This window comes from Paracoccus simplex (genome assembly GCF_042648325.1).
GTDB classification, from domain to species: Bacteria; Pseudomonadota; Alphaproteobacteria; order Rhodobacterales; family Rhodobacteraceae; genus Paracoccus; species Paracoccus simplex.
In genome coordinates this window covers 60,546-83,472 of record NZ_JBHRXE010000037.1, presented here as the reverse complement: position 1 = coordinate 83,472, position 22,927 = coordinate 60,546, and the positions used below count along the sequence as shown (strand labels likewise).

Here is a 22,927-nt window from a genome sequence, read left to right as displayed (position 1 = left end):
AGGGCAGGGCCGCGGCAGGGCCCGGCCTTCGCCGCGCCCGACAGGCAAAGGGCCCCCGCGGGGGCCCTTTTCGGATCATTGGGCGGGGATCGCCGCCAGATCCTCGACATCCGCGATGGGATGCTTCAGATGCGGCAGCATCTCCTTGGGGCAGACCTGCAGGAAGTTCAGCTTTTCCTCCTCCCAGTTCTGCAGCATCTCCTCGGCCCGGCGCGAGCGGGTCTCGCGCGCGTGGCGTTCGACCAGCCCTTTCAGCTGCTCCTCCCAATGCGGCTGCGTGACCGGGCACAGCACCAGCGTCTCGGCATTGATATAGTCGCGCGCCAGCCCCTCGGGGTCGTAAAGATAGGCCATGCCCCCGGTCATGCCGGCGCCGAAATTCGCGCCGATGCGGCCCAGGATCACCGCGACGCCGCCGGTCATGTATTCGCAGCCGTTGCTGCCGCAGCCCTCGATCACCACCTTGGCGCCCGAGTTCCGGACCGCGAAGCGCTCGCCCGCCCGGCCGGCCGCGAACAGGTGGCCGTCGGTCGCGCCATACAGCACGGTGTTGCCGATGATGGTGTTGTCGGCCGCGACCAGCGGGCTGGCCATCGGCGGCCGCACCACGATGGTGCCGCCCGAGAGCCCCTTGCCGACATAGTCGTTGGCATCGCCCGAGACCTCGATCTTCAGCCCCGGCGCGGCAAAGGCGCCCAGCGACTGCCCGGCGCTGCCGGTCAGCCGCACCGTCAGGTGGTCGGGCTGCAGGCTGTTGCGCATCCCGAAGGTCTGCACGATCATCGAGCTGGTCCGGGTGCCGACCGTGCGCTGGGTGTTCCGCACCGCATAGCTCAGCTGCATCTTCTCGCCGTCCGAGAAGAAGCGGCTGGCGTCGCGGATGATCTCGGCATCCAGCGTGTCCGGCACCGCGTTGCGCGGCTTGCTGCGGTCGTAGACGATCTTCTCGCTGCCATCGACGGTGATCAGCAGCGGGTTCAGGTCCAGATCGTCCAGCGACTTGTCGCCCCGGCTGACCTGGGTCAGCAGGTCGGCGCGGCCGATGATCTCGTCCAGCGAGCGCGCGCCGATGCTGGCCAGGATCTCCCGCACTTCGGTGGCATAGAAGGTGATCAGGTTCACCACCTTGTCGGCCGAGCCGGTGAACATCGCCCGCAGTTTCTCGTCCTGGGTGCAGACGCCCACCGGGCAGGTGTTCGACTGGCATTGCCGCACCATGATGCAGCCCATGGCGATCAGCGCCGCGGTGCCGATGCCGTATTCCTCGGCCCCCATCATCGCCGCCATGACCACGTCGCGCCCGGTGCGCAGGCCGCCGTCGGTGCGCAGCGTCACCCGGTCGCGCAGCCGGTTCATCGCCAGTACCTGATGCGCCTCGGTCAGCCCCATCTCCCAGGGCAGGCCGGCGAACTTGATCGAGGTCGCCGGGCTCGCCCCGGTGCCGCCATTGTGCCCCGAGATCAGGATCACGTCGGCCTTGGCCTTGGCCACGCCCGCCGCGATGGTGCCGACGCCGCTGGACGCCACCAGCTTCACGGTGATCTTGGCGCGCGGGTTGATCTGCTTCAGGTCATAGATCAGCTGCGCCAGATCCTCGATCGAATAGATGTCGTGGTGCGGCGGCGGCGAAATCAGCGTCACGCCCTTGGTCGAATGCCGCAGCCGCGCGATCAGGTCGGTGACCTTCATGCCCGGAAGCTGGCCGCCCTCGCCGGGTTTCGCACCCTGCGCGACCTTGATCTCCAGCTCCTCGCAGGCGTTCAGGTATTCCGCGGTGACGCCGAACCGGCCCGAGGCGACCTGCTTGATCTTGGCGCAGGGGTTGTCGCCGTTCGGCAGCGGGTGGCTGTGCGCCGGGTCCTCGCCGCCCTCGCCGCTGTCGGATTTCGCGCCGATGCGGTTCATGGCGATGTTCAGCGTCATATGCGCCTCGGGCGACAGCGCCCCCAGCGACATGCCCGGCGTCACGAAGCGCTTGCGGATCGAGGTGATCGATTCCACCTCCTCCAGCGGCACCGGCTTGCCCAGCGGCTTGATGTCCAGAAGGTCGCGCAGGTGGATCGGCGGATTGGCCCGCATGGTGGTGGTGAACTGTTTCCAGACGTCATAGCTGGCCTTGTCGCAAGCCACCTGCAACAGCTTCATGGTGTTGGCTTCCCAGGCGTGTTTCTCGCCCGAGCGGCGCGCCTTGTAGAAGCCGCCCACCGGCAGCAGGTCGGTCACCGGGCTGTGGAAGCCCTTGGCGTGGATATCCTCCAGCTTGGCCTGCAAGCCGTGCAGGCCGATGCCGGAAATCCGCGACTGCATGCCGGGGAAATATTCCGCCACCATGGCGCGCGACAGCCCCACCGCCTCGAAGTTCAGCCCGCCGCGATAGGAGCTGAGCACCGAGATCCCCATCTTGGCCATGATCTTCAGCAGCCCGGCGTCGATGGCGTCGCGATAGTTGCGCATGTTCTCGATCAGCGAGCCCGAGAGCAGCCCGCGCTCGATCCGCTCGGCGATGGTGTCCTGCGCCAGATAGGGGTTCACCGTGGTCGCGCCGCAGCCGATCAGCACCGCGAAATAATGCGGGTCGATGCATTCCGCCGAACGCACGTTGAGCGAGCAGAAGGTGCGCAGCCCCTTGCGCGTCAGCCCGGAATGGATGGCGCTGGTCGCCAGGATCATCGGCAGGCCGATGCGGTCGGGGCCGATCTTCTCGTCGGTCAGCACCAGATGGCCGGCGCCGGAACGCACGGCATCCTCGGCCTCGGCGCGGATGCGGGCCAGCGCCTCGGCCATGGCCTCGGGGCCGGCGCCATCGTCGAAGGTGCAGTCGATCTGCGTCACCGCCTCGCCGAACATCTTCATCATCTCGGCGAATTCGCCATTGGCGACGAAGGGGCTTTCCAGCAGCAGGATCTCGGTCTGCGCGCTGGATTCGTCCAGTACGTTCTTGAGGTTGCCGAAACGGGTCTTCAGCGACATCACCCGCGTCTCGCGCAGGCTGTCGATGGGCGGGTTGGTCACCTGGCTGAAGTTCTGCCGGAAGAAATGCGACAGCGGCCGATATTGCCCCGACAGCACGGCCGGCGGGGTGTCGTCGCCCATCGAGGCCAGGGCCTCCTTGCCGTCCTCGGCCATCGGCGCCAGCATGGTCTCGATTTCCTCGACCGTGTAGCCGGCGGCGATCTGGCGGCGGCGCAGGGCCTCGCCGGTAAAGACCAGCTCCTCGGGCAGGTCGCGCATCACTTCCGAAAGCTGCACCACCTTCTCGATCCACTCGCCGAAGGGCTGGGCCGAGGCCAGATGGTCCTTGATCTCGCGGTCGTGGTAGAGCTTGCCCTCGGCCATGTCGACGGCGATCATCTGGCCCGGACCCAGCGCGCCCTTTTCGCGCACCGTGGTCTCGTTCACCGGCACCATGCCGGCTTCCGAGCCGGCGATCAGCAGGTTGTCGCCGGTCACCACAAAGCGCAGCGGCCGCAGCCCGTTGCGGTCCAGGCCGCCGCAGACCCAGCGGCCGTCGGTCATCGCCAGCGCTGCCGGCCCGTCCCAGGGCTCCATCACCGCGTTGCAATAGGCATACATGTCGGCCCAGGCCTGCGGCATGTCGGTGGTGGCCTTGGACCAGGCTTCCGGCACCAGCATGGTCTTGGTCATCGGCGCCGAGCGGCCGGAACGCACCATGACCTCGAACACCGCGTCCAGCGCCGCCGAATCCGAGCTGCCGCCGGGGATGATCGGCTTGATATCCTCGGCCATCTCGCCGAAGGCGCGGCTGGCCATGCGGATCTCGTGGCTGCGCATCCAGTTGGTGTTGCCCTTCAGCGTGTTGATCTCGCCGTTATGGGCCAGCATGCGGAAGGGCTGCGCCAGCCACCATTGCGGGAAGGTGTTGGTGGAATAGCGCTGGTGATAGATGGCGAAGGCCGATTCAAACCGCTCGTCCTTCAGGTCGGGATAGAACTCGGCCACCTGCTCGGCCAGCATCATGCCCTTGTAGATGATCGACCGGCAGGACAGCGTGCACAGGTAAAGGCTGCTGATCTGCGCCGCCAGCGCCGCCTTCTCGATGCGGCGGCGGATGATGTACAGCTCGCGCTCGAACTGCTCCTGGTCGATGTCCTTTTCGCAGCGGATCAGGATCTGCTCGATCTCGGGGCGGGTGGCATTGGCCTTCTCGCCCAGCACGCTGGTGTTCACCGGCACATGCCGCCAGCCATAGATGTAATGGCCCATGCGCAGCACTTCGGACTCGACGATGGTCCGGCAGGCCTCCTGCTGGGCGAAATTGGTGCGCGGCAGGAAGCACTGGCCGACGGCGATCAGCTTCTTCTGGTCCGGCTCGTGCCCGGTGCGGCGCACCTGGTCGTAGAAGAAGGGCACCGGGATCTGCACATGGATGCCGGCGCCGTCGCCGGTCTTGCCGTCCGCATCCACCGCGCCGCGATGCCAGATCGCCTTCAGGGCGTTGATGCCGGCCTCGACCACCTTGCGGCTGGCCTTGCCGTCCAGGTTCACCACCAGGCCGACGCCGCAGGACGAATGCTCGTCCTCGGCACGGTAGAGCGAATGTTCCGCCATCCAGTCGCGGCGGGCCTGCTCCTGCTGTTCCCAGCTCATCCGTTCGCAGTCCTTCACGTCCGTGCCTCCTTCATAAGCTGCCCGAGGATGCCGGCGCCCTGGCCGCGCACCATCTGCAGGTCGCAATCATATTCCGGCGTGGTCGAGCCGAAGCCGGGCTGTCCGGGGAACGAAAAGCTCACCGGGTTGTCGTTGGTTTCTTGCCGCGCGCCGGTCCAGTCCTCCGAGGTCTCGACCCCGCCATAGAACCGGCCCTGGGCGCGGCTGATGAATTGCTGGCCCTTGCGGGTGATCAGCACCTCGCCCGATTCGCTATAGGTGGTCAGATCGAAGCGCGTGACCTCCAGCGTCACGCCGTCGATCTGCACCGTCTCGCCGGTCAGCGCGTCATGGCCGACATGGCGCAGCCGCTCGCCGCTGTTCGAGCGGGTCCAGAAATCGAAATCGTCCCGCCCGGTCCGGGTCAGCGTGCTGAACGAGGCATGGTCGGCCGCCTGCTCCTCCAGCACGTCGACCAGGCCGCTGCGCAGGTCGGTGCTTTCCATCCAGCGCGTCTCGCGGTCGATGCGCGACTGGTAGGTGGCGCCCTCGCGGGTGAAATAGGTCACCCATTGGTCGCCGGGCGCGTCGCCCGAACAGCGGTAATGCTGCGCGACGGTGCAGCCGCGATTCTGCACCGTGATCTCCAGCCGGCAGCCCTCGGGCGGGGTGAAATTCGCCGCCATGGCCGGAAGCGCGAAAGGCGGCAGCGCCGAAAGGGTCAGTATGGCTGCCGCACCTGCCGCCAGCGTTGCGCGGCACCGGGCCGGCAACGCGCGCAGCCGGTGTACGCCCGGTGTACGCCCTGTGCCTGTGTTGTGCATCATGGTCCCACCCCCCTTATTCGGCGGCGACGCGGGCGCTGTCGGCCAGGAAGCCGGCAATGCTGTCGGCGGCCTCGCGGCCGTCGCGGATCGCCCAGACCACCAGGCTGGCGCCGCGCACGATGTCGCCCACGGCGAAGACGCCGGGCAGGCTGGTCTGATGCGTCTGGTAATCGGCCTTGATCGTGCCCCAGCGCGTCACCTCCAGCCCCGCGACGCCCCAAAGCCGCGGCAGCTCCTCGGGTTCGAAGCCCAGGGCCTTGATCACCAGGTCGGCCGGCTCGTCGTAATCGGCGCCCTCGATCAGCTCGGGCGACTGCCGGCCGCTGACATCGGGCGCGCCCAGCCGCATCTTCTGCACCCGCACGGCGCTGATCGCGACCGGCTCGCCGTCCACATCGACCTCTTGCGCCAGCCGCGCCTCGCCGGGGACATGGCCGACAAAGGCGCCGGGGGCGGAAAGCCACACGAATTCCACGCCCTCCTCCTCGGCATTCTGCACCTCGCGCTGGCTGCCCGGCATGTTGGCCCGGTCGCGGCGATACAGGCATTTCACCGATTGCGCGCCCTGGCGGATGGCGGTGCGCACGCAGTCCATGGCGGTGTCGCCGCCGCCGACGACCACGACGCGCTTGCCGCGGGCGTTCAGCTCGCCATCCTCGTAATCCGGGATCTCGTCGCCCAGATCGACCCGGTTCGAGGCGGTCAGATAGTCCAGCGCCCGCACCACGCCCTTGGCCTCGGCATTGTCCACGTCCAGGTCGCGGGTCTTGTAGACGCCGGTCGCGATCAGCACCGCGTCATGCTTGCCGCGGATGGCGTCGAAGCTGATATCCTCGCCGACATTGGCGTTCAGCACGAACTCGACGCCCCCGTCGCGCAAAAGCTGGCTGCGGCGCTCAACCACGGATTTTTCCAGCTTGAAGCCGGGAATGCCATAGATCAGCAGCCCGCCGGCGCGGTCGTGGCGGTCATAGACCGTGACCTGGAAGCCCATGCGGCGCAGCCGGTCGGCGGCGGCGAGGCCCCCCGGCCCGGCGCCGATGATGCCGATGGATTCCGGGCGTTCCTGGGCGGGGGCGGCGGGCTTGACCCAGCCTTCCTCCCAGGCGGTGTCGGTGATGTATTTCTCGATGGCGCCGATGGTGACGGTGCCGTGGCCGGATTGCTCGATGACGCAATTGCCCTCGCACAGCCGGTCCTGGGGGCAGATGCGGCCGCAGATCTCGGGGAAGGTGTTGGTTTCCTGGCTGCGGAAATAGGCTTCCTGCGTGCGGCCCTCGGCGGTCAGGCGCAACCAGTCGGGAATGTTGTTATGCAGCGGGCAATGGCTCTGGCAATAGGGCACGCCGCATTGGCTGCAGCGGCTGGCCTGTTCCTTGGCCTTGGCGTCGGCATACTCGCGATAGATCTCGTGGAAATCTTCCGAGCGCGATGCCGCGTCGCGTTTCTCGGGCATCTCGCGCCCGATGGTGACGAATTTGAGCATCTTCTGCGTGGCCATGGCTGCGCGTCCTTCGATGAGGAGTGTCTTCACAGCCTGATAAGTCAGGCCGCAGCCAAATAAAAGTCAACTAAGCTGACCTATTTACCGTTTTTCTGCGCGCGCCCTCGATTTTCTGCATGCGCAGCATGGGAAATAGGTCAGCATGTATTACCAACTTGCCTGCAAAGCCAGCAAAACCACGGCGCCGACCACGATTCGCCACCAGGCGAACAGCGCATAGCCATGCACCGAGACGTAATTGAGCAGCCAGCGCACGACGACGACCGCCGCGACGAAGGCGCAGACGAAGCCGACAAGGATGTTCCCGGCCGCCGCCGCATCCAGGATGTCGCGGTTCTTGTAGAGGTCATAGACGAAAGCGCCCAGCATCGTGGGCATGGACAGGAAAAAGCTGAATTCTGCGGCAGAACGCTTGTCGGCGCCCAGAAGCAGCGCACCGACGATGGTCGCCCCCGAGCGCGAGACGCCCGGAATCATCGCCAGGCACTGGATGAAGCCGATGGCGATGGCGGTGCCGATCGGGATGTCCTCGGCGGCGTGATAGCGCGGATGCTTGACCATCCGGTCCACGAACAGCAGCACGATGCCGCCCAGGATCAGCATCACGGCGATCAGCGCCGGGGTCTCGAACAGGATTTCCTTGATGATCCGGTGCGCCAGCACGCCGATCACCACCGCGGGCAGAAAGGCCAGGGCCACGGCGGCGATGAAGCGCCGCGCGCGCGGGTCATGCGGCGCGCTGGAAAAGATCCGCCACAGCTTGCCGGAATAGACCCCCAGGATGGCGAGGATGGCGCCGAACTGGATCAGTACCTCGAAGACGCGGCCGGGCGAATCGAAGCCCAGGAAATGCCCCGCCAGCAGCACATGGCCGGTCGAGGATACGGGAATGAACTCGGTCAGCCCTTCCAGCAGACCGAGCGCGGCAGCCACGATGGTGTTGTGATCCATCAGTTGTTGCGCAGGTTCTTCGCCGAGGCGGTGATCGCCTCATATTGCCCCGAGGGCCGGAAGCGCCACAGGTATTCCGCGATGACGGCGGGGGCGGCGGTCGGCTCGATGCCCAGATCGGCAAAGGTTTTCGCGCCTTCGCCCACCTTGTTCGGCAACCGCAGCGTGCGGGCCTGGTCGCGGGTCAGGATGCGGTTGGTCAGCAGCCCGCCGACCACCACCTGGCCGGCATCCAGAACCGAGCCCATCACCCCGGCCAGCCAGTGCGGCAGGCCGATGATGGCGCGCCGGCGGTCGGTCGCGACCAGCACCTGCCGCGCCACATCGCGCATGGTCAGCACGTCCGGGCCGCCCAGTTCATAGATGCCCGGCTCGGCCTTGCCGGCGGCGGCCATGGCGGCGGCATGGGCCACGTCCTCGACATAGACCGGCTGCACCGGACAGTTCGCGCCCGGCACCAGCAGGATCGGCCCCAGCCGCGTCATCGCCGCGATGCGGTTGTAGAAGCGGTCGTCCGAGCCGAAGATGATCGAGGGCCGCAGGATCACCGCATCGGGGCGATGCGTCAGCACCGCGGCCTCGCCCCGGCCCTTCGAGGCGGCGTAGCGGCTGGGCGAGGCCGGGTCGGCCCCCAGCGCCGAAACATGCACGACATGCGCCACGCCGCGTTCGGCGGCGATGCGGGCGACACGGCCGGCGGCTTCCTCATGCACGGCGTCGAAGGTGTTCTTGCCCTCGTGCACCAGGATGCCGACGCAGTTGATCACCGCATCCGCATCGGCCATGCAGGCGGTCACGGACAGGTCGTCGCGGACGTTGCAGGGCACCGGCTCGACCTGGCCCGGCGCGCCATAGGTGCGCACGACGCCGGCCTGGTTCGGGCGGCGGACGGCGACGCGCACGCGCCAGCCCTCGGCCGCCATGATCCGGGCGATCTGCCGGCCCAGGAATCCAGACCCGCCATATATGGTGACAAGCTTGGCTGCGGACATGCGGCGCTCCCTTCGTGGCTTGCTTGTCTGCTCAATAGCCAAGGCTTCCGCCAGCGGCAAGCCGTGGCCGCAAGCCTGCGACGATCGCGTCCGCCACCCGCAGCGCATTGGCGGCGATGGTCAGGCTGGGATTGACCCCGTTCGAGGTCGGCATGAACGAGGAATCCGCCACATAGAGATTGTCCAGCCCGTGCATCCGGCAATCGCGGTCCAAGACGCTGTCGGTCGGGTCGTCGCCAAAGCGCAGCGTGCCGCAGGGATGGGCGAAGTTCAGCTGCGGCGCTGCGCCCATGAACATGGCGCGATGCGGCCGGAAGGCCTGGCGCATTGCCTTGCGGAAGGCGGCGCGGCGGCTGCGCAGTTCGTCCGAGATGTCGTAATGGAAGCGCAGCCGGTCCGGGTCGGTCGGGTCGGACAGCACGCGGTTGTCGGCATAGGGCAGATCCTCGAGCACGCCCACGAACAGCTTGGCATTGCCCAGCAGCCGCGCCGCGACCATGGCCGGGATGCGCAACCCGTGCCGCAGCGGCCGCAGCCGGCGCAGCGGCGAGCGCTCGAACCGGCCGTTCAGCGCGTGCAGGATCTCGCCGAATCCGGCGGAAAGGCCCATGGATTGCACGGTGCCGAAGCGCTGCCCGTCCATGAAATACAGATCGCGCATGCTGATCGAGCGCGAGGCGCCGGTCTCGCCCCGGCTCCGGCCGGCCCAGATCGCGATGATCTCGCTCAGGTGGAACATCAGGTTGCGGCCGACCAGGTCGTTGCCGTTGCCCAGCCCGTCGGGCCAGGTCTCGCTGCGCGACTGCAGCAGCAGCGAAGGCGAGGCCAGCCCGCCCGCCGCCAGCACGTAACGCTTGGCGCGCAGGGTGAATTCCTGCCCGTCGCGGCGGCAGGTCACGCCGGTGACGCGGGCGCCGTCGGCCTCGATCCGCGTCACCGGGCAGCGGTCGATCAGGGCCGCGCGGCCGGTCTCCAGTGCCGGCAGCACCCCGGCCGAGCGGCCGTCCATCTTGCAGCGCCGCGGGCAGCGCCGCCCGAAGCAGCTTTCGCAACCCGGCAGGAAGCGCGCTGCGATATGCGTGCGATAGGGGTGCATCCCGGTGCGCTGCAGCGCGGATATCAACGCCGCATCCGAGGCGGGCAGCGGCAGGACCGGCGGCAACAGCTGCGCGCCGTTCGGGGCCAGCGGATCGACCTCGCCGTTGATGTAGAAATAATTCTCGGCCAACTGGAACCAGGGCCGCATCCCGTCATAGGAGATCGGCCAGCCGCCGGTCGGATGCGGATGCCCCTCGACCGATTCCAGATCGTGGCGCTCGGGCCGTTCCAGCGTGGCGGCATAGAAGGCCGAGGTTCCGCCGACCCCGGCGCCGATCATGCCGTCGAGTTCGCACCACGCCCCGTCGAGCTGTGCTTCCAGCAGCCGCGGCCAGGCGCCATTGGCAAGCCGGGTCTCGGGGTCGCGGCTGTCCAGGCCCAGCGCGGGCAGGTCCGCGTCGCCCAGATCCCGGCCCTTCTCCAGGTAGAGGACCGAAAGGCCCGCTTCGGCCAGACGCCGCCCTGCGGTGCCCCCGCCGATACCCGTTCCGATCACGATGGCATCCCATTCGCGGGTTCTGAGGTCATCCATGGAGGATCCGTCTGGTTTTGAACTGATGACAAAGACACTGGTCGACGAAATGTTCTAGTCCCGCGCGGCTTCGCACGGCAAGCTGAATCAAAGGACAAGGCAATTCCGGGCGCGGCGGCGCAGGGCGATTTCCGGCCGCCGGCGTGCCGGCGCGGGGCGGTTCTCAGGACGCCGGGAAAAGTTTTGCGGCCTGTGAAGGTTTTTTGCAGATCCCCCGTTGACACCCCCCGCGACTGGCCTTAATCACCCGGCTCACGCGACCTGCCCAGGTGGCGGAATTGGTAGACGCGCACGGTTCAGGTCCGTGTGCCGCAAGGCGTGGAGGTTCGAGTCCTCTCCTGGGCACCATAAGACAAAAGCCGCGCAAGCCCTTGGGTTTGCGCGGCTTTTGCATCCTCGGCCGGACGGGCCGCCGGTGGCGCGGCCGTCTGGATATTGGCGAAACCACGAAATCGCCGGCCTTGATGCCGGGGCAGCGGCAGGACGCCTGCGCCGCGGCGTGGGCGGCATCGGGCAAGGAAGGGAAGGGGGCTGGATGATACCGCGTTTCGGACCGCCGCCGGGGCGGCGGGCCTATCGCCTGCGCCCGGGCGCCTATGCGCTGCTGATCCGCGACGGATCGGCGCTGCTGACCTTCCAACAGGCCCCCGAACCCGAGTTCCAGCTGCCGGGCGGCGGCATCGATCCCGGCGAATCGGCCCTGGCCGCCCTGCATCGCGAGGTGCGCGAGGAAACCGGCTGGACCATCGGCTCGGCGCGACGGCTCGGGGCCTATCGGCGGTTCTGCTATATGCCGGACTATGAATTCTGGGCCGAGAAACTGTGTTCGGTCTGGATCGCCCGGCCGATCGCCCGGCTGGGGCTGCCCGGCGAGCCGGGGCACGAGGCGCATTGGCTGCCGTTGCCGCGGGTCGAGGCGCTGCTGCCCGACCCCGGCTCGCGCGCCTTCGTCCGCGCCGCGCTGCGCCGGCTGGCGGAATAGGGCGGTCGTCGCGGCCAGGCTAGTCCCAGGGCGGATCGGCCTCCTTTCTGCGCTCGATCAGTACGGCCGAGATGTCGTCGTTGCGCTGTCCGCCGGCATAATGCGCCGCCGACCAGCAGATCGATTCCAGCAGCGCGTCGCCGCGCAGCAGGGCATTGGTGCGCAGGATGGCCTGCAGCCCCTCCTCGCCCAGAGGCTCGCCGCGGGCATTCTCGCTTTCCGTCAGGCCGTCCGAGGTGATGAACAGCCGGTCGCCCGGCTTCAGAACAAGCTGCACTTCCTCGTAATCGGCGCGCGGAAACACCCCGACCGGCAGGCCGCCGCGTCCGATCCGCTCGATCCGGCCATCGGCGCGCTGCAGAACCGGGTGGGGATGGCCCGCCTGCACCAGTCGCAGCCGGCCGCTGAGAAAATCCAGGTCGGCATAGACCATGGTGAAATAGGAATCGGTCCGCAATTCCTCGAGCATCAGGATGTTGAGGTGGCGCAGCACCTCGGCCGGCGGGCGGGAATCGTAAAGGCCCAGCTCGGTGATGCGCAGCGCGATATTGTGGTCGGCGGCACTGGACAGCAGCGCCGCCAGCCGGGCGCTGAGCAGCGCCGCCGCCACGCCATGGCCGGCCACGTCCAGCGCGAAAAGCCCGATCCGCCGGCCGTTGATCGGGAAGAAGCCCACCAGGTCGCCGCCCATATGGCCTGCCGGCCGCATCAGCAGCGACAGGTCGAAATCGCCGAATCGCCCGTGACGCTCGCGCACCAGCCCCTGCTGCAGGCGTTGCGCCTCGCGCAGGTCGCGGTCGATCGCGGCCTGGGTTTCGCGCAGGCGGGCCAGGGTGGTGCTGAGTTGCGCATTGGCGCTGCGCAGGTTCTCCTCCATCCGCAGGATGCGCTCGCTGGCGGACAGCCGCGCCAGCAGTTCCGCCCCTGAGACCGGCTTGGTCATGAATTCGTCGGCGCCGGCCCGCAGCCCTTCGGCGATGTCCTTCTTGTCGTTGCGGGTGGTCAGCAGGATGAAATAGCCGTAGCGGTCCGACTGCATGTCGCGGAACCGCCGGCAGAATTCCAGCCCGCTCTGGCCCGGCATCATCCAGTCCGAGATCACGATGTCCGGCCGGCGCTCCAGGCAGATGCGCATCGCCTCCTCGCCGCCCGAGGCCTCGACCACGTGATAGCCGGCGCGGATCAGCTGCACGGCAAGCGTGCGCCGCTGCGCCCGGCTGTCGTCGACAAGCAGCACCAGCCGCGAACTGTGCGGGATCGAACTCACGGCCTGGCTGTCGAGGATCATCATGCCGAGCATCTAAACCGTCGGGTCTGAAAACTCCGTTAATCATGACAATTTTCGCGATTAACACGCGGTAGATGAATTTCCTGCTATCGTCAGGGCGTGATTCTCCCAAGGGTTGTCCATGCTGGATTGGAACCGGATCAACGAACTGCGCGGCGAAGTCGGCGACGACGAGTTCCAGACCATTCTGGAACTGTTCCTGGACGAGGTCGAAGGGGTGATGATGCGCCTGTCGCGCCAGGATGCGCTGCGGCTGGAAACCGACCTGCATTTCCTCAAGGGCTGTGCCTGGAACCTGGGTTTTGCGGATTTCGGCCATCTCTGCGACGAGGGAGAGCGGCATGCCTCGGCCGGCAAGCCGCGCGATGTCTGCGTCGAGCGGTTGCTGCGGGCCTATTCCGAATCGAAACAGGCATTGATGCACCGCCTGGAAGCAGAGCTGCATCCGCCCCGGTCCGCGCGCCGTGCCTGAGCCGGATCGCCCTTGGCCGACGGATCATGGGCCGTCAGATCAGGAACTCGGCCAGAACCGGGTCGCGGGTGATGTCGCGATAGCCCATCCCCGCCGCTTCCAGCCTTTCGCAGATCCGTTCCAGGTTGCCGGGGGTGGTGGTCTCGATGCCGATCAGGACCGAACCGAAATTGCGCGCCGATTTCTTCAGGTATTCGAAGCGGGCGATATCGTCTTCGGGGCCGAGAAGTTGCAGGAAATCGCGCAGGGCGCCGGGCCGTTGCGGAAGGCGCAGGATGAAATAGCGCTTGAGGCCCGAGAAGCGCTGGGCGCGCTCCTTGACCTCGGGCAGGCGCTCGAAGTCGAAATTGCCGCCCGAACAGATGCAGACCACGCGTTTGCCGGCCAGGTCGGTCATGTCGCGCAGCACGTCCACCGCCAGCGCTCCGGCGGGTTCCAGCACGATGCCCTCGATGTTCAGCATCTCCAGCATGGTGGCGCAGATGCGGTCTTCGGGCGCGGTATGGACCCGGTCGGCGCCGAAGCCGGCCAGCGCGCGAAACGGCAGGTCGCCGATCCGCGCCACCGCGGCGCCATCGACGAAATTGTCCACCGCCGGCAGCGTCACCGGCGCGCCCGCCAGCAGCGCCTCGCGCAGGCTGGCGCCGCCCTCGGGCTCGGCGAATTCGGCGCGTGTGCCGGGGGCCAGTTCGGAAAGCAGCCGGGTGACGCCGGCGGCCAGACCGCCGCCGCCGACCGGCAGCACCACCACGTCCGGCGCCCCGCCCAGCTGGTCGAGCAGTTCCAGCCCGACCGTGGCCTGGCCCTCGATGATGTCCGGGTCGTCGAAGGGCGACAGGAAGGTCGCGCCCTGCGCCTTGGCGAATTCCTGCGCCGCCGCCAGGGTCTGGTCGAAATAGTCGCCGGTCAGCACGATCTCGATGGCGCCATTGCCGAAGATGCGGGTCTTGTCGATCTTCTGCCGCGGCGTGGTGACCGGCATGAAGATCGTGCCCTTGGTGCCGAAATGCCGGCAGGCGAAGGCCATGCCCTGGGCGTGGTTGCCGGCGCTGGCGCAGACGAAATGTCCCAGCGAGCCGGCGCCGATCTTGCGCATGGCATTGAAGGCGCCGCGCAGCTTGTAGCTGCGCACCGGCGTCAGGTCTTCGCGTTTCAGCCAGATCTCGGCGCCGTATTTCGCCGAGAGGTGGTCGTTCTTCTGCAGGGGCGTCGGCTCGAAGAGGTCGCGCAGCGCGATCTCTGCCTGGCGGACAGAGGCGGCAAAGTTTTCCATGCCCCGGCCATGGCGCGAAACGGGCGGATTCGCAAGGGTTTTCACGCTCTCAGCGCAGGGGGCGGCCTTCGATGTAATGGCCGTAAAGGGTCGTGATGATCGACAGGTTGAACAGCGCCAGCATCAGATTGGCCAGGACCAGGGCGGCCGGCACGGCATATTGCAGCACGCCCTCGGCCCGCAAGCCGCCCGCCGCGGCGGCGAGCCCGCCCAGGATGACGAAAAGCCCGCCGATCATTGCGGTCACCACCTCGACGACGCCTTTCTCTTGTCCCGTCGCGCGCCAGGCCGCGCGCAGGTCAAGCTGCCGGCCAAGCGCCGCGGCGACCAGCTTGGGCGACAGGCGCAAGCCGACCCAAAGGGCAAGGATGCCGGCCAGAAGCCCGATCCAGCCTTCATGCGCCGCAGGCAAACCCAGCAGCATCAGCTGCAGGGGAAGGGCCGCCAGCCCTCCCAGGAAGGAGATCGCCACCCACCAGCCGAAATAGGCGGCGACCCGGTCCCATAGCCGCTCCGGCCCGGTCTCGTTCAGCAGCACGTAGCGGTGCCAGCTGACAGCGACCGAGAGGAGCAGGGCGATGGCCAGAACCATGCCCAGGAAACCCAGCGGAAAGGCGTCCGGCCGGGCGACCATGGCGATGGCCGAGCACAGGATCGCCAGCGCCGACACCAGCAGGCGCGGCAGGGCGATCCGCGCGCTTGCGGCCAGATTGCCGGTGACCTGGCGCCAGGAATGGCGAAGGATAGCGGTGGCCTTGGCGAACACGGTGCCTCTCTTGCTGCGATTGCGGCGATATGCGGGGTTTTGCCAGTCCCGCGGGACATTGGCCAGCCCGGGCCGCTGGGCGATGATGGACCAGCCCCTTGTGACGCGCGGCGAATGCGCCTATTCCCTGCCGAAATTTCACTGGGGGTCATCCGCATGTCCGACGCGCCGAAGAAAGTCGTCCTTGCCTATTCGGGCGGGCTCGACACCTCGATCATCCTGAAATGGCTGCAGACCGAATACGGCTGCGAGGTCATCACCTTCACCGCCGACCTCGGCCAGGGTGAGGAGCTGGAGCCGGCGCGCCAGAAGGCCGAGCTGCTCGGCATCACGCCGGAAAACATCCATATCGTCGATGTGCGCGAGGAATTCGTGCGCGATTTCGTGTTTCCGATGTTCCGCGCCAACGCGCTCTACGAGGGGCTCTATCTGCTCGGCACCTCGATCGCCCGGCCGCTGATCTCCAAGCACCTGGTCGAGATCGCGCATCAGCACGGCGCCGATGCCGTGGCCCATGGCGCGACCGGCAAGGGCAACGACCAGGTCCGCTTCGAGCTGTCGGCCTATGCGCTCGATCCGTCGATCAGGGTGATCGCGCCCTGGCGGGAATGGGATCTGACCTCGCGTACCCGGCTGATCGAATTCGCCGAACAGAACCAGATCCCGATCGCCAAGGACAAGCGCGGCGAGGCGCCGTTCTCGGTCGATGCCAACCTGCTGCACACCAGCAGCGAGGGCAAGGCGCTGGAAAACCCGGCCGAGGAAGCGCCCGACTACGTCTATCAGCGCACCGTCAGCCCCGAAGAGGCGCCCGACCAGCCCGAATATCTCGAGATCGGCTTCGAGCGCGGCGATGCGGTGTCGATCAACGGCGAGGCGCTGTCGCCCGCCACCATCCTGACCCGGCTGAACGAATACGGCCGCAAGCACGGCATCGGCCGGCTGGACTTCGTGGAAAACCGCTTCGTCGGCATGAAGTCGCGCGGCATCTACGAGACCCCCGGCGGCACCATCCTGCTGGAGGCGCATCGCGGCATCGAGCAGATCACGCTCGACAGCGGCGCCGGCCATCTCAAGGATTCGATCATGCCGCGCTATGCCGAGCTGATCTATAACGGCTTCTGGTATTCGCCCGAGCGCGAGATGCTGCAGGCCCTGATCGACAAGAGCCAGGAGCATGTGACCGGCACCGTGCGGCTGAAGCTCTACAAGGGCAGCGCCCATACGGTCGGCCGCTGGTCGGACCATTCGCTCTACAGCGAAAAGCACGTCACCTTCGAGGACGATGCCGGCGCCTATGACCAGAAGGACGCGGCGGGCTTCATCCGCCTGAACGCGCTGCGGCTGAAGCTGGTGGCGAACCGCAACGCCCGGTTCAAGTAACCGCACCGGCAGCGCAGGCCAAAGGCCGCGGACAGGTTCCGCGGCCTTTTTTCTGGCCGCACCGGCTCGCGCGCGCAATCGACGCGCCGGCCCGGCTTCCTTCGTTTCCGCAAATGCTCTCGCCGGAGGCGGCCCGGCGCCTCTCATTCACCGTTTTCCAAATACCCCCCGTTCGGCGGAACCGGGGAACCGTGGCCGCCATGGCGCGTTCGCCCGCAGGCAACGGCCCAGGGAGGAACCGGAAATGACCATGGCCAAGAACACCATCTGCCTCTGGTACGACAAGGATGCCGAGGCGGCCGCCCGTTTCTATGCCGAGACCTTTCCCGACAGCGCGGTCACTGCGGTGCGCCACGCGCCCAGCGACTTTCCGTCGGGCAAGGCGGGCGATGTGCTGCTGGTCGAATTCACCGTCGCGGGCATTCCCTGCGTCGGCCTGAACGGCGGCCCGACCTTTCGGCACAACGAGGCCTTCTCGTTCCAGATCGCCACCGACGACCAGAAGGAAACCGACCGCTACTGGGATGCGATCGTCGGCAATGGCGGCCAAGAAAGCGCCTGCGGCTGGTGCAAGGACAGGTGGGGGATTTCCTGGCAGATCACGCCGCGCGTGCTGACCGATGCGCTGGCCGCCGGCGGCGACGAGGCGCAACGCGCTTTCGAGGCGATGATGCAGATGACCAGGATCGACGTTGCGGCCATCGAGGCGGCGCGGCGCGGCTGAGCCGCGCTTCCCTTCCCGCGCCGCCTGCGGCAGGATGCGGGCATGACCCAGAACCCCGACCGCCCCGCCCATATCGCCATCGTCACCGTCTCGGACCGCGCCGCCCGCGGCGAATATCAGGACAAGGGCGGGCCGGGGGCCGAGGACTGGCTGCGCGCCACCATCACCTCGCCCATGGACATCACCCGCCGCATCATCCCGGACGGGCGCGAGATGGTCGCGGATTGTCTGCGCGACCTGGCCGACGACCAGGGCGCCGACCTGATCCTGATCACCGGCGGCACCGGGCCGGCGCCGCGCGACCAGACGCCCGAGGCCATGGCGGATGTGATCGAAAAGGAACTGCCGGGTTTTGGCGAGGAAATGCGCCGCGCCAGCCTGCGCGAGGTGCCGACCGCCATCCTGTCGCGGCAAAGTGCGGGCATCCGCGGCGCCACGCTGATGATCACCATCCCCGGCAAGCCCTCGGCCATCGCCACCTGCCTCGATGCGGTCTTTGCGGCGGTGCCCTATTGCCTCGACCTGATCGGCGCGGCCTATGTGGAAACCGACCCCGCCCGCATCAAGGCGTTCCGGCCGAAGCCGTAGGCGCGGGCCGAACCAGAAGATCGGCCGGCAGCGATTCGCGCAGCACCAGTTCGGCATTGCCGAGATCGTTCTCCAGATGCGCCATCACCTCGGCCGGCGAGCGGCCGAGGCCCTGCCAGCGCGCGGTCAGGCGGCGGTGCAGCTCCTCCATCGGCACATCCAGCATGATCGACAAGTCCCAGAGTCCGGCCAGTTTGCGCCAGGGCGTCCGATCCAGCAGCAGGTAATTGCCCTCGACCACCACCAGCCGGTGGCCGGCCTCGACCCGGCCGGCGCCGGCGACAGAGAGGTCCAGCGCGCGGTCGAAGATCGGATAGACCAACTCGCCGCCGGCCTTCAGCCGCTGCATCAGCGCCACGAAACCGGCGGCGTCGAAGGTCTGCGGCGCGCCCTTGCAGCCGCGCAGCCCGTCCGCCTCCAGCAGCCGGTTGTCCAGGTGGAACCCGTCCATCGGCACCAGAACCGCATCCTCCAGCCCGGCCACCAGCCGTGCGGCCAGGGTGGATTTTCCCGATCCCGGCGCCCCGACGATGGCGACGATCCGCCGTCCGGGCCCCAGCCGCGCAATCCGGTCCAGTATCTCATCCATGCAGACCATCCCGAGGGAAGAATAGCGGCGGCGGGGGCTGCGGTTCAAGCCGCCGTCGCCGCCTCGTCCGGCAGCTTGGCCCCGGTCATGAAGGCCACCGCGTCCGACATGGAATAGTCCTGCGGCCGGATCACGCAAAGCCGCCGGCCCAGCCGATGGATATGGATGCGGTCCGCCACCTCGAAGACATGCGGCATATTGTGGGAAATCAGGATGATCGGGATGCCTCGCGAGCGCACGTCGCGGATCAGCTCCAGCACCCGGCGGCTTTCCTTGACGCCAAGCGCCGCCGTCGGCTCGTCCAGGATCACCACCTTCGAGCCGAAGGCGGCGGCGCGCGCCACGGCCACGCCCTGGCGCTGGCCGCCCGACAGCGTCTCGACCGCCTGATTGATGTTCTGGATCGTCATCAGCCCCAGCTCGGTCAGCTTCTCGCGGGCGAATTTCTCCATCGCCGGGCGGTCGAGCTGGCGGAACAGGCTGCCCATGATGCCGGGCTTGCGCAGCTCGCGGCCCATGAACATGTTGTCGGCGATCGACAGCGCCGGCGACATGGCCAGCGTCTGATAGACGCATTCGATGCCACAGCCGCGCGCGTCCAGCGGGCTGGCGAAGTTCACCGGCTTGCCCTCCAGCGTGATCTCGCCCTCGTCGGGCTGGACCGCGCCGGACAGCGCCTTGATCAGCGAGGACTTGCCCGCGCCGTTGTCGCCGATGACCGCCAGGATCTCGCCCGGCATCAGCTCGAAGTCGCAATGGTCCAGCGCCGTGACCTTGCCATAGCGCTTGACCAGACCGCGCGCCTTCAGAAGCGGTTCTGCGGAAATGTTGGCGTTCATGCCGATGCCTTTCTGATCCATTGGTCCACCGCCACGGCGAGGATGATGAGCAGGCCGATGAGGAAGAAGGTCCATTGCGGATCGGTGCCGACCATTTTCAGCCCCATTTCGAACACGCCGACGATCAGCGCCCCGAAGAACATGCCGACGATCGAGCCCCGGCCGCCGAACAGGCTGATCCCGCCGATCACCACCGCCGTGATGGACTGGATATTGCCCAGTTGCCCGGTCGAGGCCGAGGGCGAGACCGAGCCGAAGCGGCCGATCATCACCCAGCCGGCCACGGCGCAGAACAGGCCCGCCAGGGCATAGACCTGGATCAGCACCCGCCTGGTGCGCACGCCGGCCAGTTCCGCCGCCTCCGGGTCGTCGCCCACGGCATAGACATGCCGGCCCCAGGCGGTATGGCGCAGCACATAGGCCAGAAGCGCGACCAGCGCGATCAGCAGGAACACCGCGTAAAGCACCTTGACCCCGCCGGGCTGGATGGAATTGCCCCAGAACTGCAGCGCGGGGGCGCTTTCCCCGATGGCCGAGGAACGGATGGTCTCATTCGCGGAATAGATGTAGTTCGCGGCCAGGATGATCTGCCAGGTGCCCAGCGTCACGATGAACGGCGGCAGCCTGATGCGCGCGACCAGCCAGCCATTGGCAAAGCCCATGGCCGTGCCCGCCGCCAGCCCCAGCGCGATGGAAAGCGGCGCCGGGATGCCATAGCGGAAGGTGAACTGCCCCATCAGCACCGAGGAGAACACCGCGATGGCTCCGACTGACAGGTCGATCCCCGCGGTCAGCACCACCAGCGACTGCGCGCAGCCCAGGATGCCGACGATGGCGATCTGCTGCAGGATGGTGGACAGCGTCACCGCCTTGAAGAAGTTCGGCGACAGCAGGCCGAAGACGATGATCGCCGCGACCAGCACGATCATCGGCACCGCCGAGGGCGTCATGTGCAGCCAGTGCTGCAGGCGCTTCAGGGCGGTTTTCTGTTCCTGGAACTCGGCCACCTTGTCCGAGGCGCCCTGCAGGCCCTCCTCGTAGCCGGCGGCCGTCTTGGTGTCGGATGACATGGACGGTCTCCCCCCTTTTGCACGACGCCGCTTCCGGGCGTCGCTGCCTGTGGCCAGGGCGAGGCCGCAGCCCCGCCCCGCGGTTCAGTCGCGGCTCAGCCCCAGCAAAGCTCGGCGCCCTTGGCGCTGTCGATGGATTCGACGCCCTCGACCGGCTTGTCGGTGACCAGTTGCACGCCGGTATCGGTAAAGTCCTTGCCCTCGGTCGCGGCGGGCTTGGTGCCGTCCTTGGCGAAGGCGGCGATGGCCTCGATGCCTTTCGACGCCATGTCCAGCGGATATTGCTGCGAGGTGGCGCCGATCACGCCGTCCTTGACGTTCTGCACGCCCGGGCAGCCGCCATCGACCGAGACGATCAGCACGTCCTTTTCGCGTCCGACGGCCTTCAGCGCCTCATAGGCGCCGGCGGCGGCGGGCTCGTTGATCGTGTAGACCAGGTTGATGTCGGGATCCTGGGCCAGCAGCGTCTCCATGGCTTTCAGCCCGCCTTCCTCGTTGCCCGAGGTGACTTCGTGGCCGACGATGCGCGGGTCGGTCTCGTCGCCCCATTTCTGCGGATCGCCCAGCTCGACGCCGAAGCCCTGCAGGAAGCCCTGGTCGCGCAGCACGTCCACCGAGGGCTGCGAGATCGCCAGGTCCAGCAGCGCGATCTTGGCCTCGGCCGCCTTGTCGCCCATGGTGGCCTTGGCCCATTGGCCGATCAGCTCGCCGGCCTTGAAATTGTCGGTGGCGAAGGTCGCGTCCGCCGCGTCGATCGGGTCCAGCGGCGTGTCCAGCGCGATGACCAGCAGCCCGGCGTCCCGCGCCGCCTGGACGGAATCGACGATGGCCTTGGTGTCCGAGGCGGTGATCAGGATGCCCTTGGCGCCGTCGGCGATGCAGGCCTCGATGGCCGAGACCTGGCTTTCGTGGTCGCCGTCGATGCGGCCGGCATAGGATTTCAGCTCCAGCCCCAGCTCGGCGGCCTTGGCCTCGGCGCCTTCCTTCATCTTCACGAAGAAGGGGTTGGTGTCGGTCTTGGTGATCAGACAGGCGCTGTCGGCCTGCGCCATGCCGGCGATCAGGGTCAGGGCCGTGCCCGCCAGCGCTGTGCGCAGCAGTGTCGTCTTGGTCATGATGTCCTTCCTCCTCTGGGCGGGTCTGACCGCCGCCTCCGCCAAAAGGCTGCCGAAGAAATGGGGGCTTGTCAATAAATCAATTTCGTTGATTTATAGGAGGAGGGAGGATGCAGCCATGTCGAACACCATGCCGGCGGCGGTGACGCCGCAGGGGGTCCGCAGCCAGAACGAGCGCCTGATCCTGTGGCTGATTCGCCGCAACGGGCCGATGCCGCGCGCCGCGCTGGCGCAGGCCACCGGCCTGTCGGCGCAGGCCGTGACCAACATCACCCGCGAGCTGATCGCCGCCGGCCTGCTGGATGCCGGGGGCGAGCGGCGGCGCGGCAAGGTCGGCCAGCCGCTGCTGCCGCTGGCGCTGGCGCCGGACGGGGCGCTGTTCCTGGGCCTCAAGGTCGGGCGGCGGGTGGCCGAACTGGTGCTGGTCGATTTCGCCGGCCGGACCCGGCAGATCCGGGTGCTGCCCCATGCCTATCCGCATCCCGACGCGATCCGGGATTTCGCCGTCGCCGGCACCGCCGCGATCCTGGCCGAGCTGACCGAGACGCAGCGGGCGCGGCTGTCGGGCATGGGCATCGCCAGCCCCTTCTACCTGTGGGACTGGGCCGAGGAGATGGCGCCCTGGCGCGGCCGCGACCTGCGCGCCGAACTGGCGCAGGCGCTGGACCTGCCGGTCTGGCTGGAAAACGACGGCTCCTGCGCCTGCGGGGCCGAGATGATGTTCGGCACCGACGAATTGCCCGAGGATTTCCTGTATTTCTACCTGGCGCATTTCGCCGGCGGCGGCGTGGTGCTGGACGGCAGGCTGCGGCTGGGGCCGTCGCGCAATGCCGGGGCGATGGGCTCATATCCGGTGCCGGGCGGCCGGCAGGTGCTGGACCTGGCCTCGGTCTCGGTGTTGGAGACGGCGCTGGGATGCGACCTGCCGCTGGACGATGCCGACTGGCGGCTGCCGCCGGCCATCGCCCGGCAATGGCTGGACGAATCGGCGCGGGTGCTGTCCCATGCGGCGCTGGGGGCGGTCGCGGTGCTGGACCTGCCGCTGGTGGTGATCGACGGCGCCATGCCGGCGGCGCTGCGCGAGGCGCTGGTGCAGGCGACGGCCGCCGGGCTGGCGGCGATGCGCCATCACGGCGTCACCTTGCCCGAGGTGCGCGCCGGAACCCTGGGCCGCCGGGCCCGCACGCTGGGGGCGGCGGCGCTGCCGCTCAGCGCCGGTTTCATGCCGGGCGGCAGTTTCACCGCCCCGCGACCGGGACGGAACGGGCAGGAAACCCCGGACGCGTCCGCGCGTTTCCGGGACGACAGGTGAAGAAAGGAAGCCGC

The 22,927-nt window shown here is 67.8% G+C and carries 19 protein-coding genes and 1 tRNA gene; 7 read left to right on the top strand and 13 right to left on the bottom strand.

What is annotated here, in order from left to right:
- Positions 1-75: 75 nt before the first annotated feature.
- From gltB to ACFOMP_RS13140, 6 genes are all read right to left on the bottom strand, one after another.
- Positions 76-4,608, bottom strand: coding sequence for a glutamate synthase large subunit (gene gltB, locus ACFOMP_RS13165; protein WP_289894849.1), 4,533 nt, complete (start codon positions 4,606-4,608; stop codon positions 76-78).
- A gap of 14 nt (positions 4,609-4,622) precedes the next feature.
- A complete protein-coding gene (locus ACFOMP_RS13160) occupies positions 4,623-5,294 on the bottom strand; it encodes a hypothetical protein (RefSeq protein WP_379031275.1) in 672 nt (223 codons plus the stop codon).
- Positions 5,295-5,448: 154 nt separating this feature from the next.
- Positions 5,449-6,936: an NAD(P)-dependent oxidoreductase gene (locus ACFOMP_RS13155; protein ID WP_379031272.1), complete on the bottom strand. Its 1,488-nt coding sequence runs from the start codon at positions 6,934-6,936 to the stop codon at positions 5,449-5,451.
- A gap of 150 nt (positions 6,937-7,086) precedes the next feature.
- The gene (locus ACFOMP_RS13150; protein WP_379031269.1) at positions 7,087-7,890 is read right to left on the bottom strand and encodes an undecaprenyl-diphosphate phosphatase; all 804 of its coding nucleotides are present in this window, start codon (positions 7,888-7,890) and stop codon (positions 7,087-7,089) included.
- Positions 7,890-8,882 carry a complex I NDUFA9 subunit family protein gene (locus ACFOMP_RS13145; RefSeq protein ID WP_289893096.1) on the bottom strand — a complete coding sequence of 331 codons (993 nt, stop codon included), beginning with the start codon at positions 8,880-8,882 and terminating at the stop codon, positions 7,890-7,892. The genes ACFOMP_RS13150 and ACFOMP_RS13145 overlap by 1 nt, the downstream gene beginning before the upstream one ends.
- Positions 8,883-8,913: 31 nt before the next feature.
- A complete protein-coding gene (locus ACFOMP_RS13140; RefSeq protein WP_379031266.1) occupies positions 8,914-10,512 on the bottom strand; it encodes a GMC oxidoreductase in 1,599 nt (532 codons plus the stop codon).
- 263 nt (positions 10,513-10,775) lie between these two features.
- Between ACFOMP_RS13140 and ACFOMP_RS13135 the strand changes: the two genes are divergently transcribed.
- Together ACFOMP_RS13135 and ACFOMP_RS13130 are read left to right on the top strand one after the other, a co-directional pair.
- Positions 10,776-10,860, top strand: a tRNA-Leu gene (locus tag ACFOMP_RS13135).
- 187 nt (positions 10,861-11,047) lie between these two features.
- Positions 11,048-11,494 carry an NUDIX hydrolase gene (locus ACFOMP_RS13130; RefSeq protein WP_289893098.1) on the top strand — a complete coding sequence of 149 codons (447 nt, stop codon included), beginning with the start codon at positions 11,048-11,050 and terminating at the stop codon, positions 11,492-11,494.
- Positions 11,495-11,513: 19 nt separating this feature from the next.
- Here the strand turns inward: ACFOMP_RS13130 and ACFOMP_RS13125 are convergent, their stop codons facing one another.
- On the bottom strand, positions 11,514-12,785 hold the full coding sequence (locus ACFOMP_RS13125; protein WP_379031263.1) for a PP2C family protein-serine/threonine phosphatase: 1,272 nt from the start codon (positions 12,783-12,785) through the stop codon (positions 11,514-11,516).
- A 118-nt stretch (positions 12,786-12,903) separates the two neighbouring features.
- Between ACFOMP_RS13125 and ACFOMP_RS13120 the strand changes: the two genes are divergently transcribed.
- A complete protein-coding gene (locus tag ACFOMP_RS13120) occupies positions 12,904-13,254 on the top strand; it encodes an Hpt domain-containing protein (RefSeq protein WP_019351957.1) in 351 nt (116 codons plus the stop codon).
- Positions 13,255-13,288: 34 nt separating this feature from the next.
- Here ACFOMP_RS13120 and ilvA read toward each other — a convergent pair whose 3' ends face one another.
- On the bottom strand, positions 13,289-14,527 hold the full coding sequence (ilvA, locus tag ACFOMP_RS13115) for a threonine ammonia-lyase IlvA (RefSeq protein ID WP_379031260.1): 1,239 nt from the start codon (positions 14,525-14,527) through the stop codon (positions 13,289-13,291).
- 49 nt (positions 14,528-14,576) lie between these two features.
- Positions 14,577-15,293, bottom strand: a complete 717-nt coding sequence (locus tag ACFOMP_RS13110; RefSeq protein WP_379031257.1) for a hypothetical protein — start codon at positions 15,291-15,293, stop codon at positions 14,577-14,579.
- A 156-nt stretch (positions 15,294-15,449) separates the two neighbouring features.
- Between ACFOMP_RS13110 and ACFOMP_RS13105 the strand changes: the two genes are divergently transcribed.
- The 3 genes from ACFOMP_RS13105 to mog all read left to right on the top strand — a co-directional run bounded on the left by ACFOMP_RS13105 (position 15,450) and on the right by mog (position 17,988).
- Complete coding sequence (locus ACFOMP_RS13105; RefSeq protein WP_019352033.1) at positions 15,450-16,676, top strand: argininosuccinate synthase; 1,227 nt, start codon at positions 15,450-15,452, stop codon at positions 16,674-16,676.
- A gap of 244 nt (positions 16,677-16,920) precedes the next feature.
- A complete protein-coding gene (locus tag ACFOMP_RS13100; protein ID WP_379031253.1) occupies positions 16,921-17,400 on the top strand; it encodes a VOC family protein in 480 nt (159 codons plus the stop codon).
- Between the two features lie 42 nt (positions 17,401-17,442).
- Positions 17,443-17,988: a molybdopterin adenylyltransferase gene (gene mog, locus ACFOMP_RS13095; protein WP_289893103.1), complete on the top strand. Its 546-nt coding sequence runs from the start codon at positions 17,443-17,445 to the stop codon at positions 17,986-17,988.
- Here mog and ACFOMP_RS13090 read toward each other — a convergent pair.
- The 4 genes from ACFOMP_RS13090 to ACFOMP_RS13075 form a co-directional block, all read right to left on the bottom strand.
- A complete protein-coding gene (locus tag ACFOMP_RS13090) occupies positions 17,963-18,577 on the bottom strand; it encodes a nucleoside/nucleotide kinase family protein (RefSeq protein WP_289893104.1) in 615 nt (204 codons plus the stop codon). The genes mog and ACFOMP_RS13090 overlap by 26 nt on opposite strands.
- A 44-nt stretch (positions 18,578-18,621) precedes the next feature.
- Positions 18,622-19,416: an ATP-binding cassette domain-containing protein gene (locus ACFOMP_RS13085; RefSeq protein ID WP_289893105.1), complete on the bottom strand. Its 795-nt coding sequence runs from the start codon at positions 19,414-19,416 to the stop codon at positions 18,622-18,624.
- Positions 19,413-20,486 (bottom strand): ABC transporter permease, encoded by a 1,074-nt coding sequence (locus ACFOMP_RS13080; protein ID WP_289893106.1) that lies wholly within the window; start codon positions 20,484-20,486, stop codon positions 19,413-19,415. The genes ACFOMP_RS13085 and ACFOMP_RS13080 overlap by 4 nt, the downstream gene beginning before the upstream one ends.
- A gap of 95 nt (positions 20,487-20,581) precedes the next feature.
- Positions 20,582-21,601, bottom strand: a complete 1,020-nt coding sequence (locus ACFOMP_RS13075) for a sugar ABC transporter substrate-binding protein (RefSeq protein ID WP_379031248.1) — start codon at positions 21,599-21,601, stop codon at positions 20,582-20,584.
- 118 nt (positions 21,602-21,719) lie between these two features.
- On the opposite strand from ACFOMP_RS13075, the gene ACFOMP_RS13070 reads away from it, so the two are divergent.
- Positions 21,720-22,913: an ROK family transcriptional regulator gene (locus ACFOMP_RS13070; protein WP_379031245.1), complete on the top strand. Its 1,194-nt coding sequence runs from the start codon at positions 21,720-21,722 to the stop codon at positions 22,911-22,913.
- The last annotated feature ends 14 nt before the right edge of the window (positions 22,914-22,927 follow it).